The organism is Streptomyces kronopolitis, from assembly GCF_014646275.1.
Lineage (GTDB): Bacteria > Actinomycetota > Actinomycetes > Streptomycetales > Streptomycetaceae > Streptomyces > Streptomyces kronopolitis.
Genome location: NZ_BMND01000019.1, coordinates 40,270 through 56,577 on the forward strand (window position 1 = coordinate 40,270; position 16,308 = coordinate 56,577).

At 75.2% G+C, this 16,308-nt stretch carries 9 protein-coding genes; 3 read left to right on the forward strand and 6 right to left on the reverse strand.

Annotated features, from left to right (window positions below):
• Nucleotides 1-6: 6 nt before the first annotated feature.
• On the reverse strand, nucleotides 7-1,149 hold the full coding sequence (locus IEY78_RS20580) for an ArsB/NhaD family transporter (protein WP_189100523.1): 1,143 nt from the start codon (nucleotides 1,147-1,149) through the stop codon (nucleotides 7-9).
• 120 nt (nucleotides 1,150-1,269) lie between these two features.
• Here IEY78_RS20580 and IEY78_RS20585 point away from each other — a divergent pair, with 120 nt between their 5' ends.
• A complete protein-coding gene (locus IEY78_RS20585; RefSeq protein ID WP_189100376.1) occupies nucleotides 1,270-7,242 on the forward strand; it encodes a WD40 domain-containing protein in 5,973 nt (1,990 codons plus the stop codon).
• Between the two features lie 63 nt (nucleotides 7,243-7,305).
• Here the strand turns inward: IEY78_RS20585 and IEY78_RS20590 are convergent, their stop codons facing one another.
• The 4 genes from IEY78_RS20590 to asnB all read right to left on the reverse strand — a co-directional run bounded on the left by IEY78_RS20590 (nucleotide 7,306) and on the right by asnB (nucleotide 11,555).
• Entirely contained in the window at nucleotides 7,306-8,265 is a 960-nt protein-coding gene (locus IEY78_RS20590) for a pirin family protein (RefSeq protein WP_189100378.1), read from the reverse strand.
• A gap of 66 nt (nucleotides 8,266-8,331) precedes the next feature.
• Nucleotides 8,332-9,108, reverse strand: coding sequence for a dimethylargininase (gene ddaH, locus IEY78_RS20595; protein WP_189100380.1), 777 nt, complete (start codon nucleotides 9,106-9,108; stop codon nucleotides 8,332-8,334).
• A 41-nt stretch (nucleotides 9,109-9,149) separates the two neighbouring features.
• Nucleotides 9,150-9,539: a GntR family transcriptional regulator gene (locus IEY78_RS20600; RefSeq protein ID WP_189100382.1), complete on the reverse strand. Its 390-nt coding sequence runs from the start codon at nucleotides 9,537-9,539 to the stop codon at nucleotides 9,150-9,152.
• 165 nt (nucleotides 9,540-9,704) lie between these two features.
• Nucleotides 9,705-11,555 (reverse strand): asparagine synthase (glutamine-hydrolyzing), encoded by a 1,851-nt coding sequence (asnB, locus tag IEY78_RS20605; protein WP_189100384.1) that lies wholly within the window; start codon nucleotides 11,553-11,555, stop codon nucleotides 9,705-9,707.
• 198 nt (nucleotides 11,556-11,753) lie between these two features.
• Here asnB and IEY78_RS20610 point away from each other — a divergent pair, with 198 nt between their 5' ends.
• The gene (locus IEY78_RS20610) at nucleotides 11,754-12,683 is read left to right on the forward strand and encodes a GNAT family N-acetyltransferase (protein ID WP_189100386.1); all 930 of its coding nucleotides are present in this window, start codon (nucleotides 11,754-11,756) and stop codon (nucleotides 12,681-12,683) included.
• A gap of 21 nt (nucleotides 12,684-12,704) precedes the next feature.
• Here IEY78_RS20610 and IEY78_RS20615 read toward each other — a convergent pair whose 3' ends face one another.
• Nucleotides 12,705-13,436 (reverse strand): class I SAM-dependent methyltransferase, encoded by a 732-nt coding sequence (locus IEY78_RS20615; protein WP_189100388.1) that lies wholly within the window; start codon nucleotides 13,434-13,436, stop codon nucleotides 12,705-12,707.
• Nucleotides 13,437-13,630: 194 nt separating this feature from the next.
• On the opposite strand from IEY78_RS20615, the gene IEY78_RS20620 reads away from it, so the two are divergent.
• Nucleotides 13,631-16,165 carry a SpoIIE family protein phosphatase gene (locus IEY78_RS20620; protein WP_189100390.1) on the forward strand — a complete coding sequence of 845 codons (2,535 nt, stop codon included), beginning with the start codon at nucleotides 13,631-13,633 and terminating at the stop codon, nucleotides 16,163-16,165.
• Nucleotides 16,166-16,308 lie beyond the last annotated feature (143 nt).

The following is a 16,308-nucleotide window of genomic DNA, read 5'->3' on the forward strand; positions in this document are numbered from 1 at the left end:
GGGCGCCTAACCGGCCACCGCGAGCGCGACCGTGGCGGCCGGCAGCGCGACGGCGGCGAGCAGCGCCCCGGTGGCCATGAAGGTCTTCATCGACACCCGCACCCCCTGGGCGTGGCAGCGCTCGAACCACAGCAGCGTCGCCAGCGAGGCCCACGGGGTCACCACCGGGCCGACGTTCGTCCCGATGAGCAGTGCCAGCAGCTGGTGGTGGTTGCCGGCCGGCACGGCGGCCTCGCCGGCCAGGTAGACGGGCAGGTTGTTGAGCACGTTGGACAGCCCGCCGCCGACGGACGCGGCGCGCAGCATGCCGGGCAGCCCGGCGTCGGTGCCGATGGCGGCCGCCAGCAGCTCGTGGAGCCCGTTCGCGTCGACCGTCTCGACCACCAGGAACAGCCCCGGCACCAGGACCAGCAGCCGCCACGGGACGAGCGAGAGCCGCAGCGCCTCCCGGCGGCGCACCGCGAACGCCGCCACCACGATGCCGGCGGCCGCCGCCGAGGCCGCCCACAGCGGGATGTCGGCGAGCAGGATGGCCAGCAGGAAGCCCGCGCAGACCACCGCGCAGACGCGGAAGAGCGTGCGGTCCGCGGGCCGGTGCGGCGCCGGGGGCGAGTAGCTGCGCGCACCGCGCCGGCCGGCGCGCCAGAAGAACAGCCACAGGCAGCCCATGGTGACCGCGATGGCCACCAGCTGGGGCGCCCACATCGTGGCCGCCAGCCCGGTGGGGGTGAGCGCGACGCGGTCCGCCGCCAGCAGGTTCGTCAGGTTCGACACGGGCAGCAGCAGGCTCGCCGTATTGGCCAGCCACACCGTCGTCATGGCCAGCGGCACGGGGGCGATCCCCACCCGGGTGGCGAGCGCCAGCATGACGGGGGTGAGCAGCACCGCCGTCGTGTCGAGGTTGAGGGTGATGGTGGTGAGCGAGGCGAAGGCCACGCACAGCACGAACAGCGCGGCGTAACTGCCCCGCCCGGCGCGCGCCACACCGGCGGCGACCACGTCGAACACCTCGGCCGCGCTGGTGAGTTCGGCCAGCACGATCACCGTACCGAGGAAGGCGAGCAGCGGGGCTACGCGGAGCATGGCGTCCCCGGCGGACCCGGCCGGCAGCAGCCCGGTGGCCAGGCACAGCAGACCGCAGGCGAGCATCCCCCCGGCCAGCCAGTCCAGCACATGGAGACGTTGTATGGCGGCACGCACCCGCAAAGCATGGCACACCGTTCGTGCGAACCCGGTGCCCCGCGGGGGCCCGCTCCCTAGGATGGCACCATGGGCGGGCGTCAGGAACTTTCGGGGGAAACGCAGCTGCTGGACTTCTTCATCAGCTATTCACCGGCCGACGAGCGATGGGCCTCCTGGATCGCCTGGACGCTGGAGGAGGCCGGCTACCGGACCGTCGTGCAGGCCTGGGACTTCGTGGCCGGCACGAACTTCGTCGACTTCATGGACCGCGGGGTCAGCGAGTCCGCCGCCGTCATCGCCGTCCTCTCCCGCAACTACGAGCGCTCCCGGTACGGGCGGATGGAGTGGCAGGCCGCGTTACGCGCCGACCCCGACGCCCCGGAGCGCCGGCTGATCACGGTCCGTACGGAGGACATCCCCGTCGAGGGCCTGCTCGCCACCATCACCTACGTCGACCTGGTGGGCGTCAGCGACACCGCCGCCGCCAAGGACCTGCTGCTCACCCGGGTCGGCCAGGCGCTGGAGGGCCGGGCGCGGCCCACCGCGCGCCCGGGCTTCCCCGGCGGCCCGCAGGCGCGCTCCGCGCCGCCCGCCGTGCCGAGCGTCCCGCGGCCCTCCTCGCACCGCCCGCTCGGGCAGCCGGGCTGGGCCGGGCGCCGGCGGCCCGCGGTGCCGCCCCGCTACCCGCAGGCCGTGGAGGCGAGCCCGTCCCGGGAGGCCGTCTCGGTGCTGCACCTCGCCGGGCCGTGCTTCGGCCGCGGCGCCGAACCGGCCGCGCTCCAGGCGGCGATCTGGGGCGATCTGGTCGAACTCGCCGACGCCGGGGCGCCCGAGCCCGACCTCCTGGTCGTCACTGGCGACCTCACGGCGTCCGGCAGCCCCCGGGAGTGCGAACAGGCGCTCAGCTTCCTGACCGGGCTGCGCTCCCGGCTCGGCCTCGATCCGGACCGGCTCGCCGTCGTCCCCGGCGGGCAGGACGTCAGCCAGGCCGCCTGCCGGGCCTACTTCAGCACCTGCGAGGCCGACGAGATGCAGCCCCGGCCGCCGTACTGGCCGAAGTGGCGGCACTACCACCGGCTGTTCCAGGAGCTCTACCAGGGCCTCGACGTCGTCTTCGACGGCGACCAGCCCTGGAGCCTGTTCCCGGTCCCGGCCCTGCGCACCGTCGTCGCCGGGCTCAACTCCTCGATGGCGTACAGCCACCGGCCCGACGACCGCTACGGCCTGCTCGGGCCCGAGCAGGCGGCCTGGTTCGCCCAGGCCCTGCGCCCGTACGAGCAGGAGGGGTGGCTGCGGATCGGGGCGCTGCGCCACCCGGTGGGGGCGGACCGGCCGCTCGCCTCCGACGGCGGGTCCGGCGCGGCCCCGGACGGCGACCGCGGCCCGCGCCGCGGCAGTGGCCAGGACACCGCGCCCGGCGCCGCGCCGGTCCGCGACGGCGATGTCCTCGCCCGGCTCACCGGCCCGCGGCTGCATCTGCTGCTGCACGGGCCCGCCGGCGGCCCCCGGGCCGCGTCCGCCGCGCCCACCGCCGCCGCACTCCCCCTCGCCGCCGGCGAACTCCCGGTCTTCGGCGCCGCCGCCCCGGCCCGGCACCAGCTGCTCCGGATCACCGGCGAGGGCGTCACCCGCTGGCCGGAGCGCTCCGGCGGGCAGCCGCGGAGCTTCGCCACCGGATGGGGCGGCAGCCGGCGCGTCTTCGGCGGTCCGGAGGCGGCGCCCGCCCCGGGCGGCGAGGCGTCCGGCGCCCCGGACGCCGCATCGGCCGGGGCCGGTTCCGCGGCGCCCGCGCCGGAGGCCGGCCGCACCGTCGAGGACCCGCTCGACACCCTGATCGCCCGGGTCACCGAGGTCTGCCGCACCCGCCACGAGGGCGCCCAGCTCCGCCGGGTGCCCGGCGAGGTGCCGCAACTGCTCGTCACGTGGCCGGAGTCCGGGTTCGTCCGGCAGCAGCGGGTGGCGGTCTGCACCGGCACCCCGCAGCCGGAGTTCGTCGACCGCTTCCTCGACCACCTCCACGCCTCCGATGCGCTGCCGGACGCCGAACTCGTCCACGACGGCCCGCCCCCGCCGCCGGAGCTGCGCGAGCGGGCCCGCCGCCGCGGGGTGCGGGTGCGCAGCTTCACCGAGTTCCAGGGGCTGCTGGATCTGCGCGGCTACGTGGCCCGCCAGACCGAGCGGCTCAGCACCGACCTCCCCTACCACCCGAGCCTGTATCTGCCGCAGCGCTACCGCGAGGTGGAGCGGCCCGGCGGCGCGGAGCGCGACGGGCTCGTCGAGGACATGCTGCGGCTGCTCGACGCCGACCACGGCCGCTTCGTGCTGCTCCTCGGCGACTTCGGCCACGGCAAGACCTTCGCCCTGCGCGAGCTGGCCCGCCGGCTGCCCGAGGAACTCCCCCGGGCCGTACCGCTGCTGATCGAGCTGAGCACCCTCGACAAGGCCCACACCGTCGACGGCCTGGTGGCGGCCCATCTGGCGAACCACGGCGTCGACACCATCGATCTGCGGGCCTTTCGCTACATGCTCCGGCAGGGCCGCATCGTGCTGCTCTTCGACGGGTTCGACGAACTGGTCAACCAGGTCAGCTACGAGCGCGCCGCCGACCATCTGCAGATGCTGCTGGACGCCGCGGTGGACAACGCCAAGATCGTGGTCAGCAGCCGCACCCAGCACTTCAGGTCGCAGGCCCAGGTGCTGACCGCGCTCGGGGAGCGCGTCGGACTGCTGCCGCAGCGCCGGGTCCTGGCCGTCCAGGAGTTCTCACCCCGCCAGATCCGCACCTACCTGGTGAACCGCTACGGCGACGAGCACGCGGCCGAACGCCGGGTCCGGCTGCTCGAAGGCGTCCCCGACCTGCTCGCGATGTGCCGCAACCCGCGGCTGCTCAGCTTCGTCGCCGACCTCGACCACGAGCGGCTGCGCGCCGTCGCGGGCGCCGGCCGGGCGCTGAGCCCTGCGGGGCTGTACGAGGAGGTGTTCACCTCCTGGCTGCGCTACGAGGAGCGCCGCGGCCAGGGCGGTCCCGGCAGCCTGCCCGGGCTGAGCGAACGGCAGCTGTGGCGGGGCGTGACGACCCTGGCGCTGCGCCTGTGGGAGAGCGGCCGCAGCGCGCTGCGGCTGGACGAACTCCATGACGTGGGCGAGGTGCTGACCGGCCTCGCCGACAGCAGGCTCTCCGTGCCGCAGGCCGCCCACGCGGTCGGCTCGGGCAGTCTGCTGCTGCGCACCGAGGACGGCCTGTTCCAGTTCATCCACGGCTCGGTGGTCGAGTGGCTGGTGGCCCGGGAGGCCGCCGCGCAGCTGGCGGGCGCGGCCCCCGGGGACAGCGGCCTGCTCGCCCGCCGCCCGCTGAGCCGGCTCGCGGTGGAGTTCCTGTGCGACCTCGCCGACCACCGCACCTGCCAGCAGTGGGCCGAACGCGTGCTGGCCGGCGGTGCCGAGGGGGCGGAGGGCGAGCCGGGTGCCGCTGCGGAGGGTAGTGAGGCCGCCCGGGCGAACGCGGTCAAGGTCCTCAGCCGCCTGCGGGTGCCGGCCCACACGGATCTGCGGGGCGCCGTCCTCGCCGGGGAGGACCTCTCCTACCGCGACTTCTCCGGCGTCGACCTCACCCGCGCCGACCTCACCGACGCCGGCCTGGTCGGCGCGGACTTCTCCGGCGCGGTGCTGCGCGACGCCTGCCTGGCCGGGGCGCGCCTCGACGAGGCGCGGCTCACCGGCGCGGATCTGCGCGGCGCCGATCTGCGGATGGCCCGGCTGATCGGCGCCGAACTCCGCGGCGCCCGGGTGGCCGGCAGCCACTGGCACCGCGCCGCCCTCATCAACACCGTCGCCGACGGCACCACGCTGGACACCCCAGAGCTGCGGGCGGCGGCCAAGGCGCCCGGCATGCCCGTGGAGGCCGGCTTCCGGCCGTCCGCGGTCGGCGTGCCGTACGGCTTCGACATGCGCACCAGCAGGCTGCCCGAGCCGGTCTCCTACAGCCCCGACGGCGAACTCCTCGCCGTGGGCAGCGAGGACGGCGGCGTGCTGGTGTGCGATGCCGCGACGGGCACGGCGGTGCGCACCCTCCAGGGCCACACCGGCCGGGTCTACGCGGTGAAGTTCCGCGACCGGGTGCTCGCCACCGGCGGCGCGGACGGCACCGTGCGGCTGTGGGACCCGGTCGCCGGCACCTGCCTGCACCGGCTGGAGGTGCACCCGGACGGGGTGTGGCCGGTGTCCCTGGACGTCGTCGGGGCGCAGCTCGCGACCGGCGACCGCGAGGGCACGGTCACGGTGTGGGAGGTGGCCGACGGGACCCCGCGGCACCGGCTGTACGGCCACACCGCGCCCGTCTACACCGCGGGGTTCAGCCCCGACGGCCGCACCCTCGTCACGGGCGACGCGGCCGGTGCGGTGCGCCTGTGGGACACCGCGTCCGGCCGGCTCCTCGGCTCCCTCGACGGCCATCAGGGGCCCGCCTACCGCGCGCAGTTCAGCCCGGACGGCACCCTGCTGGCCACCGGTGACATGGGCGCGGACGAGCGGGGCACGGTGCGGGTCTGGGACGTAGCCGAGCGGCGGCTGCGCCACGAGTTCACCGGTCACACGGGCCGCGTCTACACCCTCGACTTCCACCCCGGCGGCCGGCTGCTCGCCAGCGGCGACACCACCGGGCAGGTACGGCTGTGGGACCCGGTGACCGGGGCCGCCGCCGGAGCGCCGGCCGAGGGCGGCGGCCATGTCTACCAGGTGGTCTTCGACCCCGAGGGGACGATGCTGGCCGCGGGCGGCAGCGACGGATCGGTCCGCCTGTGGCGGGTGGCGCACCGGTCCGGGGACTGGACGGTGACCCCGCTGCGGCAGCAGCCCGCGGCCCATCAGGGGGCGGTCTGGGCCTGCCGGTTCCGGCCGCGGAGCCGCTTCGGCACCCGGGAGGCCGACCCGGTGCTGGTGACCATCGGCAACGAGGGCCTGGTGCGGCTGTGGGACACCTCCACCGGTCAGGGCCGGCGGATCCTGCGCGGCCACGGGCGGCGGATCGCGAGCCTGGCCTTCAGCCCGGACGGGACGTATCTGGCGGCCTGCGGCAACGACGGCGTGGTCCGGCTGTGGGAGTCCGCGACCGGCCGCCGCACCCGGGAGTTCGCCGGCGACCACGACCGCCTGGTCTCGGCGCTGTTCGTCCCCGGCAGCCACCAACTGGCCACCGCCAGCAGCGACGGCGACCTCTACCTCTGGAACGCCCGCACCGGTGAGTACCAGCGCGAGATCGACGCCGAGACCGACCATGTGTGGGCCGAGGCGTTCAGCACCGACGGCGAGATCCTCGCCACCGCCAACGACGACGACACCGTGGCGCTGTGGTACCGCAGCACGGGCGCCCGGGTGACCACCCTCGCCGAGCACCGGGGCCGGGTGCGGTCGATCGCGTTCCGGGCGGACGGGACGGGCCTGGCCACCGGCTGCGACGACCGGTGCGTGCGGCTGTGGGACCTCGCCGAGGGCCGCCTCGTCGCCGAACTCGCGGGCCACACCGCCCGGGTGTACGCGGTGGCCCACGGCCCCGGTGACGCCTGGCTGGCGAGCGCGTCCTGGGACGGCGAGGCGATCATCTGGCAGGACGGCGCACTGCGCCACCGGCTCCGGGGCCACGTCGGCCGGCTGTGGACCGCCGCCGCCCATCCGGCGCGGCCGCTGCTGGCCACGGCCGGCGACGACCGGACCGTACGCCTGTGGAACCCGCTGGAGGGCCGGGAGACGGCCCGGCTGACCGGCCACACCGGCCGCGTGCTCACCCTGGCGTTCAGCCCGGACGGGTCGCTGCTGGCGAGCGGCGGCGAGGACGGCACGGTCCGGCTGTGGGACGTCCCCGAGGACGGCGCACCGGCCCCGCGGGCCACGCTGGTCGGTGTGCCGGGCGGCTGGGCGGCGCTGTCCCCCTCGGGCGGCTACAAGTACGACGGTGACATCGCGGGCGAGTTCTGGCACGTGGTGGGCATGTGCCGGTTCGAGCCCGGCGAACTCGACGACCGGCTGCCCGGGGTCCGGCGCCTCGCGCCGGACGACCCGATCTGAGCGGCCGGGACGGATCTGCCACCGGCTCGTCGGGAGCGGGCCGGCGCGGCGGATCCGGCGCCGTCAGCGCTCCCTGCCGCGGGGCTTCAGCGCCCCCGGCGGCAGCGCCGGAGCCGCCAGCCGGTCGCCGTCGTAGCCCGTCACCTCGCCGAAGCGCGAGCCCGACATCCAGGCCGACCGGGCCTCCTCGATGTCCGCGTGCGAGCGGCCCACGAAGTTCCACCACATCACGATCCGCTCCTCGAACGGCTCACCGCCCAGGAGCAGCAGGCTGCTGTCGGAGTCGGCGCGCAGCGGCAGTTCACCGCGGCCGCAGCCGAGGTAGAGCAGGGCGCCGGGGCCCAGGCGGACGCCGTCGACCTCGCTCTCGCCGGAGATGGTCAGCGCCGCGTACTCGAAGTCGGGGTCGACGGGCAGCCGGGTGTCGGTGCCGGCGGCGAGGGTGAGGTCGGCGCCGACCAGCGGGGAGTAGGTGGCGCCGGGCGAGGTGGCGCCGTCCAGTTGGCCGAGGAGGACGGTGGCGGACAGCCCGCCGCCCTCGATCACCGGCAGGTCGGTGTGGTGGGCGAAGGCGGGGGCGGTGTCGCGGTGCGCGTCCGGGAGGGCGACCCACAGCTGGGCACCGTGCAGGAACGGGCCGTGGCCGTGCGGGGATTCCTCGGAGTGCGCGATGGCCCGGCCCGAGGTCATCAGGCCCAGCTCCCGGGGCCGCACGGTCTGCAGGCTGCCCAGGCTGTCGCGGTGCAGCACCTCGCCCTGGTGGAGCCAGGTGACGGTCTGCAGACCCATGTGCGGATGCGGCGGCACCTGCATACCGGGCTCGGCAACGATGTCGTCGGGCCCGTAGTGGTCGACGAAGCACCAGGCGCCGACCATCCGCCGGCCGAGGTTCGGCAGCAGTCGGCGGACGACGGTGCTCTCGCCGAGGGGCACCTGCTTGCCGGGCTGGACATCGCGTACCGGGCCGGTGCGGCCGGTGCCGCCGCACACGCCGGGCGCGGGTCTGAGGTCGAGGTTGCTCATGGCGTCACGATAGGCGCGGTCGGGCGCGCGGCCCGGGCAGGCGCACGCGGTGCGGAACGGCGCCCGTCACGCGTACAGCTCGCGCAGCCGCACCGAGAGGCAGGTCACGCAGCCCTCCAGCTTCTCGAACTCGCCGATGTCCACGAGGACCGGCCGGTATCCCAGGCCGGCGAGGAGTTCCGCGCTCTTCGGGGCGCTGGCGGCCATCAGCAGCCTGCCGCCGCCGAGCAGGACGACATGGGCGCCGGACTCCTCCGGGACGGGCAGGAAGCGGGGGAAGAGGGCGGGGTCGTCGACCACCGGCGGGTAGCCGATGACGGTGCCGTCCGGGAGGGCGGTGACCGCGGACTTCAGGTGCAGGACGCGGCTGACCGGTACGGCGACCACGCGGGCGCCCAACGGCTCGAAGGCGGAGCGGAGTTGACGGATGCCCTCGCCGTCGGTGCGGCCGCCGCGGCCGACGTAGACGGTGTCGCCGACCTTGAGGACGTCGCCGCCGTCCAGGGTGCCGGGGGCCCGGACCTCGCCCACGGAGCAGCCGAGGGCCTCCACCGCGGCGCGGGCGGCGGCCACCTCGGGGCGGCGGGAGCCGGCGCCGGGGCGGGTGAGGAGCGCGACATTGCGGAACATGACCACGGCGTCCTCGATGAAGACCGCGTCGGGGCAGTCGTCGGCGGGGGCCACTTCGGTGGTCTGCCAGCCGTGGTCGCGCAGCGCCCCGACGTAGGCCTCCCACTGGCGCAGGGCGAGCGCGGGGTCGACCGGGCGGCGGTCGATGTGGGTGACGAGGCCCTCGGCGAGGCGGGGGCCGGGGCGGCGTATGAGCGCGTGCCGGCTGGGCATGCGGGTCCTTTCGGGCGGCGGGTGCTGGGTGGCGGTGCGGGTCAGGCGCCGGCGCCGTAGGTGGCGCGCAGGGCGTTCTCGGCGGCGGCGAGGGCGGCACGCTGGTCCAGGCCGAGGCGCCGGACGCGGCGGGCGTAGGACTCGGCGGCCGCGGCGGCCTCCTTGTCGGCGGCCTCGCCGGCCGCCGCGATGAAGCTGCCGTTGCGGCCGCGGGTCTCGATCACCCCGTCGGTCTCCAGGGCGCGGTAGGCCTTGGCGACGGTGTTGGCGGCCAGCCCGAGGTCCTCGGCCAGGCCGCGGACGGTGGGCAGCTTGTAGCCGACCGGCAGGGCGCCGTCCCGGGCCTGATCCGCGATCTGGGTGCGTACCTGCTCGAACGGCGCGGCGGACGCGGCCGGGTCGATGGTGAGGGACAAGGTCTGCGGGGACACGGGGGCGCTCCTGTTGCTGGTGGTGGGGCGGGTGCGCGACGCCTCTCCGCCCCGGGGGCTCCCGGGGTGCGTGAGGTGCGCGGACCCGCCGGTGCGCTTGTTTGTCGCATCCATTGTGCGTCAGGAGCGCCCGCCGTGCCGGGAGGTGCTATCCCCCGGGGGTGGTCACAGTGCGAGGGCGGTGCCGGTCGTGCGCAGCCAGGCGTTCATGCCGAGGACGAGTTCGGCGGCCGGACGGATGCCGGCGGCCGCCCCGTCGGTGAGGGCGTGCGCGGTGGCGGCGGCGTCCAGCAGCGGCCGGACGGGGGCGTCGCGGTCGGCGCACAGCGCCTTCAGCTCGGTGCGCAGCGCCTCGCTGTAGCGCGGGTCCTGGGTGCTGGGGTAGGGGCTCTTGACCCGGTCGGCCACCAGGTCGGGGAGCACCTCGCGGGTGGCGGCGCGCAGCAGCGACTTCTCCCGGCCGTCGAAGGTCTTCATCGCCCAGGGGGTGTTGAAGACGTAGTCGACGAGGCGGTGGTCGCAGAACGGGACGCGGACCTCCAGGCCGACGGCCATGCTGGCCCGGTCCTTGCGGTCGAGCAGGATCTGCACGAAGCGGGTCAGATGCAGATAGCTGATCTCGCGCATCCGGCGCTGCAGGCCGGTGTCGCTGTCGAGGTAGGGCACTTCGGCGAGCGCCTCGCGGTAGCGGCGCCGCTCGTATCCGGGCAGGTCGAGCTTGCCGAGCAGCCCGTGGTCGAGCAGCGCCTCACGGTCGGTGTCGCCGCCGGCGAACCGGCCGGCGATGCCGGCGGCGATCCAGGGGAACGTGTCGGCGTGGACGGCCGCGGGGTCGTGGAACCAGCGGTAGCCGCCGAAGACCTCGTCCGCGGACTCGCCGGACAGGGCGACCGTGGACCGTTCGCGGACGGCCTTGAACAGCAGGTAGAGGGAGGTGTCGCCGTCGCCGAAGCCGTTGGGCAGATCGCGGGCGGCGAGCACGGCGGCGCGGTGGCCGGGGTCCATCAGGTCGGCGGTGTCCAGGACGATGTCGCGGTGGTCGGAGCGGACGTGCTCGGCCAGGGCGTGGGCGTACGGGCCGTCGGGGGTGCCGCGCAGATCGTCGGGGGTGAAGTTCTCGGTGTAGCCGGTGAAGTCGACGGCGAACGAGCGGACCGGGCCGCGGCCCTGCTCCGCCAGCGCCTTGGCGGCCAGCGCGGTGATGGCGGAGGAGTCCAGGCCGCCGGAGAGCAGGGTGCACAGCGGCACGTCGGCGATCAGCTGGCGGGCCACGATGTCGTCGAGGAGTTCCCGTATGTGCGCGACGGTGGTGTCGAGGCCGTCGGTGTGCTCGCGGGCCTCGAGGGCCCAGTAGCGCGTGGTGCGCACGCCGTTGCGGCCGACCCGGACGACATGGCCGGGGCGCACCTCGTGCATGCCCTGGTAGACGGCGTGGCCGGGGGTCTTGGTGAAGGTGATGAGTTCGGCGAGGCCCTCGGCGTCGACGGTGGGGCGTACCGAGGGGTGGGCGAGGATGGCCTTGGGCTCGGAGCCGAACAGCACGCCGTCGGGGGTGGGGTGGTAGTAGAGCGGCTTGATGCCCATCCGGTCGCGGATCAGCAGCAGTTCCTCGGTGCGCGGGTCCCAGAGCGCGAAGGCGTACATGCCGTTGAGGTGCTCGGCGCACGCCGCGCCCCACTCGAGGTAGGCGTGCAGCACCACTTCGGTGTCGCTGTGGGTGCGGAAGGTGTGGCCCAGTCCGGTCAGTTCGCGGCGCAGCTCACGGTAGTTGTAGACCTCGCCGCTGTAGGTGGTGACGACCAGGGTGCGGCCCTCGTGGTCCACCGCCATGGGCTGGGCGCCGCCGTCGAGGTCGATGACGGCGAGCCTGCGGTGGCCGAACGCGGCGTGGGTGTCGAGCCAGACCCCGTCCGCGTCGGGCCCGCGGCAGGCCATGGTCCGGGTCATCGTCTCCAGCGTGCGGCGCTGGGTGGTGAGGTCGGTGTCGTAGGAGATCCATCCGGTGATTCCGCACATGAGGCGGCTCCTCCTTCGTGGCATCGGCGGGCCTCCGCGCCACGGCGGCGGCCCACAGCAGCACCGTACGCGCGAATAGATGTACAGGCCACTGAAACCGTGCGGCGGCCGTACGGAATGAGCCACGGCCGTCTGCCGCGCCCCGCCCGCCGGAAATTCGGCGGCGCCCGGGCGCACCGACGCGTACTGTCCGCCGTCATGACACTCACCGTGCGCGACTTCCGTCCGTCCGACGCCCGGGCCGTCGCCGAGCTGCGACGGGCCGCCGTGCCCTTCCTCCTCTCCACCCCGCAGGGCGTCGCCTGGGAGGTCGCCACGGCGCCCGCGGCGCAGCGGCTGCGGCTGTTCGTCGCCGAGCGGGACGGCCGGGTCGTCGGCACGGTGCGGGCCGTCGTGGTGCACGACGCCGCCGTTCCGGGGCAGGCCGCGGCCACTCCCCAGGTCCACCCCGACCACCGCGGCCGGGGCGTGGGCCGCGCCCTGCTGACCGCGGCCGAGGAGCATCTCGCCGCGGTCGGCGCCACCCGGCTGCACGGCTGGGCGGTGGACGGGACCGGCGGATCGGCCTTCGCGGAGCGCCATGGCTACCGCCGCACCCGGCAGGCCCGCTTCCTGCGCCTGGACCTCACCGGGGCCGCGCTGCCGCAGCTCCCCTCCGACCTGCCGCCCGGCGTCCGGCTGCACCCCGGCACGGACCTCGAGGCCGACCCGCGGCGGCTGTTCGAGGCGGACACCGAGGCCACCGCGGATGTGCCGGGCGATGTCACCATCGACGCCATGGCCTACGAGGACTGGCTGCGGCACACCTGGGAACACCCCCACCACGACCCGGACCTCACCTCGGTGGTCACCGTCGACGGCGAGATCGCCTCCTTCGCCCTGGCCTTCACCGACGGCCGCACCCGCTACTCCTCCGACATGACCGGCACCCGCCGCGCCTTCCGCGGCCGGGGCCTGGCCCGGCTGGCCAAGACCGCCTCCCTGCACCGCGCCCGCGAGGCCGGCTACACCGAGGCGTTCACCGGCAACGACGCCGACAACGCCCCGATGCTCGCCCTCAACCAGACCTTCGGCTACCGGCCGTTCGCCGCGGAGTGGCGGTACGTCCGCCCGCTGGGCGAGGGCTGAGCACCACCCGCACCCGACAGCTCACCCGCACGGGGGCTGGGGCACGGCACCGGTCACCGCCGCGTCCCGGCCCGGGAGTTCGGCGATCAGCGCATAGCGTTCGTCGGTCACCTCCTTGCCCCACAGCACCGGATCACCCACCAGGCTCTCCACCCGTATCCCGGCGGCCAACGGCGCGACGAGGTCGGTGAGTTCGGCAGCCGGCAGGCCCATGGGCTCGGCCTCGCCCCAGCGGCCCTCGACCAGCACCAGCCGCCCGCCGGGGGCCAGCAGACCGGCCCAGCGGCGCAGCGCGGCCGCGGCATCGGGCAGCGCCCACAGGACATGACGCACCAGCACCGCGTCGAACCTCCGCTCCCCCACGGGTGGTTGGGCGGCGTCACCGACCAGGAGCGCGGCCTCGTGGCCGGCGAGCTTGGCGCGCGCCCGGGCGATCATGCGCGGTGAGCGGTCGACGCCCGTGACGCGATGCCCCTGTTCGGCGGCGAGCAGCGCCAGGCTGCCCGTGCCGCAGCCCAGGTCGAGGACGGCGGCGGGCCCGGACGGCAGCCAGGTGCGCAACCGGGCGGCCCAGGCGGCACGGACGGCCGGGTCGCGCAGGCCGTGGTCCGGCTCGTCGTCGAAGGAGGCGGCGGCCGCTTCCCAGTAGGCGGCGCCGGCGGTCGGCAGGGGCGACTCCCGGGGGCGGGCACGGGGGTTGGCGGGGGCGGAACGGGGTCGGCGGGAAGGGTCGGCAGTGGCATCGGTGCTCATGCGCCGAGGATGGCAGCGACCACTGACAACGCCGTGCGGACGCGGTTCCCGGGCGGGCTCCGCGGGGCGGCGGCCGGTGCCGGGAAGCGCGCCCGCCAAGGGCGCAGGGAGTACCGTGGAAGGGCCGGTACGGTGCGTCGAGGACGTCCGGGAAGGGCGTCCGTCGCAGGTGGTACCGGCATTGGACCGGTCATATGAGTGTGCCCCAGAGCAGCCGTGTCTCCGGAGACGGCGTCTTCGACCTCACGCGGACGGCCGTGGTGGTGACGGATCGCGCGGGGGTCACGCAGGGCTGGACCGAGGGGGCCGAGCGGCTGCTCGGCTACCGGGTGTCCGAGGCCGTCGGCAGGCCCCTCGCGGACCTGTTCACCGGAGTGGACCCCAGCTCGGCGCCGGACAGTGAGTGGCGCACGCGGCTGGCGTCGGCGGACGGCTGGAGCGGGCTGGAGGCCGTACGCCACAAGGACGGGCACCGGCTCGACCTGGAACTTCGCATCCTGCCGGTCCAGGACACCGAGCACGGCTCCGCACGTCTCCTGCTGGCCGCCGAGATGACACAGACCCCCTGGTCAGGAGCGAGCCGGTCGTTCCTGGAGGGGATTTTGGGGATGTCCCCGATCGGCGTGGGCATGGTGAACGCCGATCTGCGGTTCGTGTGGCTGAACGACGCGCTGGAGCGGATGGGCGGCACCAGCCGCGAGGCGCGCCTCGGCAGGCGCCTGGGGGACGTCCAGCCGGGCCTGGCCGTGAAGGCCATCGAGGCGGAGATGCGCCGGGTGCTGCGTACCGGCCTGCCCTCGGTCGGCTACGAGTACCTGGGCCGGCCGCAGTCCGATCCGCAGCGCGAGCATGCCTACTCCACGTCGTTCTTCCGCCTGGAGGACAGCGCCGGCCAGGTCCTCGGCGTCTGCTACATGGTGCTCGACGTCACGGAGAGTTACCGGTCCCGGCAGCGGATGGCGCTGCTGAACCGGGCCGGGGAGCGCATCGGCAGCTCACTGGACGTCTGGCGGACCGCGCAGGAGCTGGCCGACGCGGCGGTGCCGGATCTCGCCGACTTCGTCACCGTCGACCTGCTCGACGCGCTGCTCAGCGGCGAGCAGCCGGCCGCGGGGCCGGTCGAGGCCTCGGCGCTGTTCGCCATGCGCCGCGCGGGCCAGCAGTCCGTGCGCGAGGGCTGCCCGGAGGCCGTGGTCGCGGTCGGGGAGCGGGCCTCCTACCCGCCGTCGGCGCCCGTGGTGCTGAGCCTGACCGAGGGCAACTCCACACTGCTCCAGACGCTCGACCTCGACGACGGCGACTGGGCGGCCGAGGACCCGGTGCACGCCGCGCAGCTGCGCGCGCTCGGCTTCCACTCGCTGATGGTGGTGCCGCTGCGGGCGCGCGGGGTCTTCCTGGGCGCCGCCGCGTTCGCCCGCTGGCAGCACACCGGGCCCTTCCAGCCCGACGACCTGGTGCTGGCCGAGGAGTTCGGCACCCGCGCCGCGATGGCCATCGACAACGCCCGCCGATACACCCGCGAGCACACCACGGCCCTCACCCTCCAGCACAGCCTGCTGCCGCGCGATCTGCCCGACCAGTGCGCGGTGGAGGCGGCCTACCGCTATCTGCCGGCCGACTCGCTCAGCGGCGTCGGCGGCGACTGGTTCGACGTGATCCCGCTGTCCGGGGCCCGGGTCGCGCTGGTGGTCGGCGACGTGGTCGGCCACGGCGTGCACGCCGCGGCCACCATGGGCCGGCTGCGCGCCGCCGTCCAGGCGCTGGCCGACCTGCCGCTGTCCCCGGAAGAGGTGCTGGCGCACCTCGACGACATGGTCAACCGGGTCGCCGACGACGCGCAGACCGGCACCGCCGACACCGCCGGCAACGGAGTCGTCGGCGCCACCTGCCTGTACGCGGTCTACGACCCGGTCGCCTGTAGTTGCACGCTGGCCCGCGCCGGCCACCCCGCGCCGCTGCTGGTGAGCCCCACCGGCGCCGCCGAACTGCTGGAGCTGCCGACCGGACCGCCGCTGGGGCTGGGCGGGATGCCCTTCGAATCCGCCGAACTGCACCTGCCCGAGGGGAGTTTGCTGGCGCTCTACACCAACGGGCTGCTGATGGGGAAGGCCCTCGACCTCGACGGGGGCATCGCCCGGCTGCGCAGCGCCCTGGCCGATCCGCAGGCGCCGCTGGAGAGCCTCTGCGACACGGTGGTCGACGGGCTGCCGGGCGCCCGGCCGGTCGACGACGTGGCGCTGCTGCTGGCCCGCACCCGGGCCCTGCCGCACACCCAGCTGGCCACGTGGGAGATCCCCGCCGACCCCTCGGCGGTCGGCGAGGCCCGCAGGGCGGCGGCGGCCCGGCTGGCGGAGTGGGACCTGGAGGAGCTCGGCTTCTCCACCGAACTCATCGTCAGCGAGCTGGTCACCAACGCCATCCGGCACGCCACCGGCCCGATCAGCCTGCGGATGATCCGGGCGCGGGCGCTGATCTGCGAGGTGTCCGACACCGGCAGCACCGCCCCGCACCTCCGCCATGCCCGGACCACCGACGAGGGCGGCCGCGGCCTGTTCCTCATCGCCCGCGTCGCCCAGCGCTGGGGCACCCGCCACACCTCCCAGGGAAAGATCATCTGGGCCGAACTCCCCCTCCGCCCGGCTCCCTTGGACGCCCCGGCGAACGACTTCACCACCCTCGCCGCCGACCTCGGCACCCCGCCCGCCTTCACCACGGCGGACGACCAGTGAGCCGGAACCCCCCACCGGCCCCACCCGCGCCGCCCGTTTCCTCCCGGCCTGCCTGTGCCCCCGCTTAGCGGCTCCTTAAGCCCACCATAAAGATCATCCGCATCGCCCTCCGTGCCGTAAATCCGCTGTTCAGCGGGGCTAGC

What these genes read in the sequence shown, in the direction of transcription:
- ddaH (WP_189100380.1), bottom strand. Translation starts at nt 9,108, where the DNA reads ATGCCCAGCCGGCACGCGCTCATACGCCGCCCCGGCCCCCGCCTCGCC.
- IEY78_RS20610 (WP_189100386.1), top strand. Translation starts at nt 11,754, where the DNA reads ATGACACTCACCGTGCGCGACTTCCGTCCGTCCGACGCCCGGGCCGTC.
- IEY78_RS20585 (WP_189100376.1), top strand. Translation starts at nt 1,270, where the DNA reads ATGGGCGGGCGTCAGGAACTTTCGGGGGAAACGCAGCTGCTGGACTTC.
- IEY78_RS20580 (WP_189100523.1), bottom strand. Translation starts at nt 1,149, where the DNA reads ATGCTCGCCTGCGGTCTGCTGTGCCTGGCCACCGGGCTGCTGCCGGCC.
- IEY78_RS20615 (WP_189100388.1), bottom strand. Translation starts at nt 13,436, where the DNA reads ATGAGCACCGATGCCACTGCCGACCCTTCCCGCCGACCCCGTTCCGCC.
- IEY78_RS20620 (WP_189100390.1), top strand. Translation starts at nt 13,631, where the DNA reads ATGAGTGTGCCCCAGAGCAGCCGTGTCTCCGGAGACGGCGTCTTCGAC.
- IEY78_RS20590 (WP_189100378.1), bottom strand. Translation starts at nt 8,265, where the DNA reads ATGAGCAACCTCGACCTCAGACCCGCGCCCGGCGTGTGCGGCGGCACC.
- asnB (WP_189100384.1), bottom strand. Translation starts at nt 11,555, where the DNA reads ATGTGCGGAATCACCGGATGGATCTCCTACGACACCGACCTCACCACC.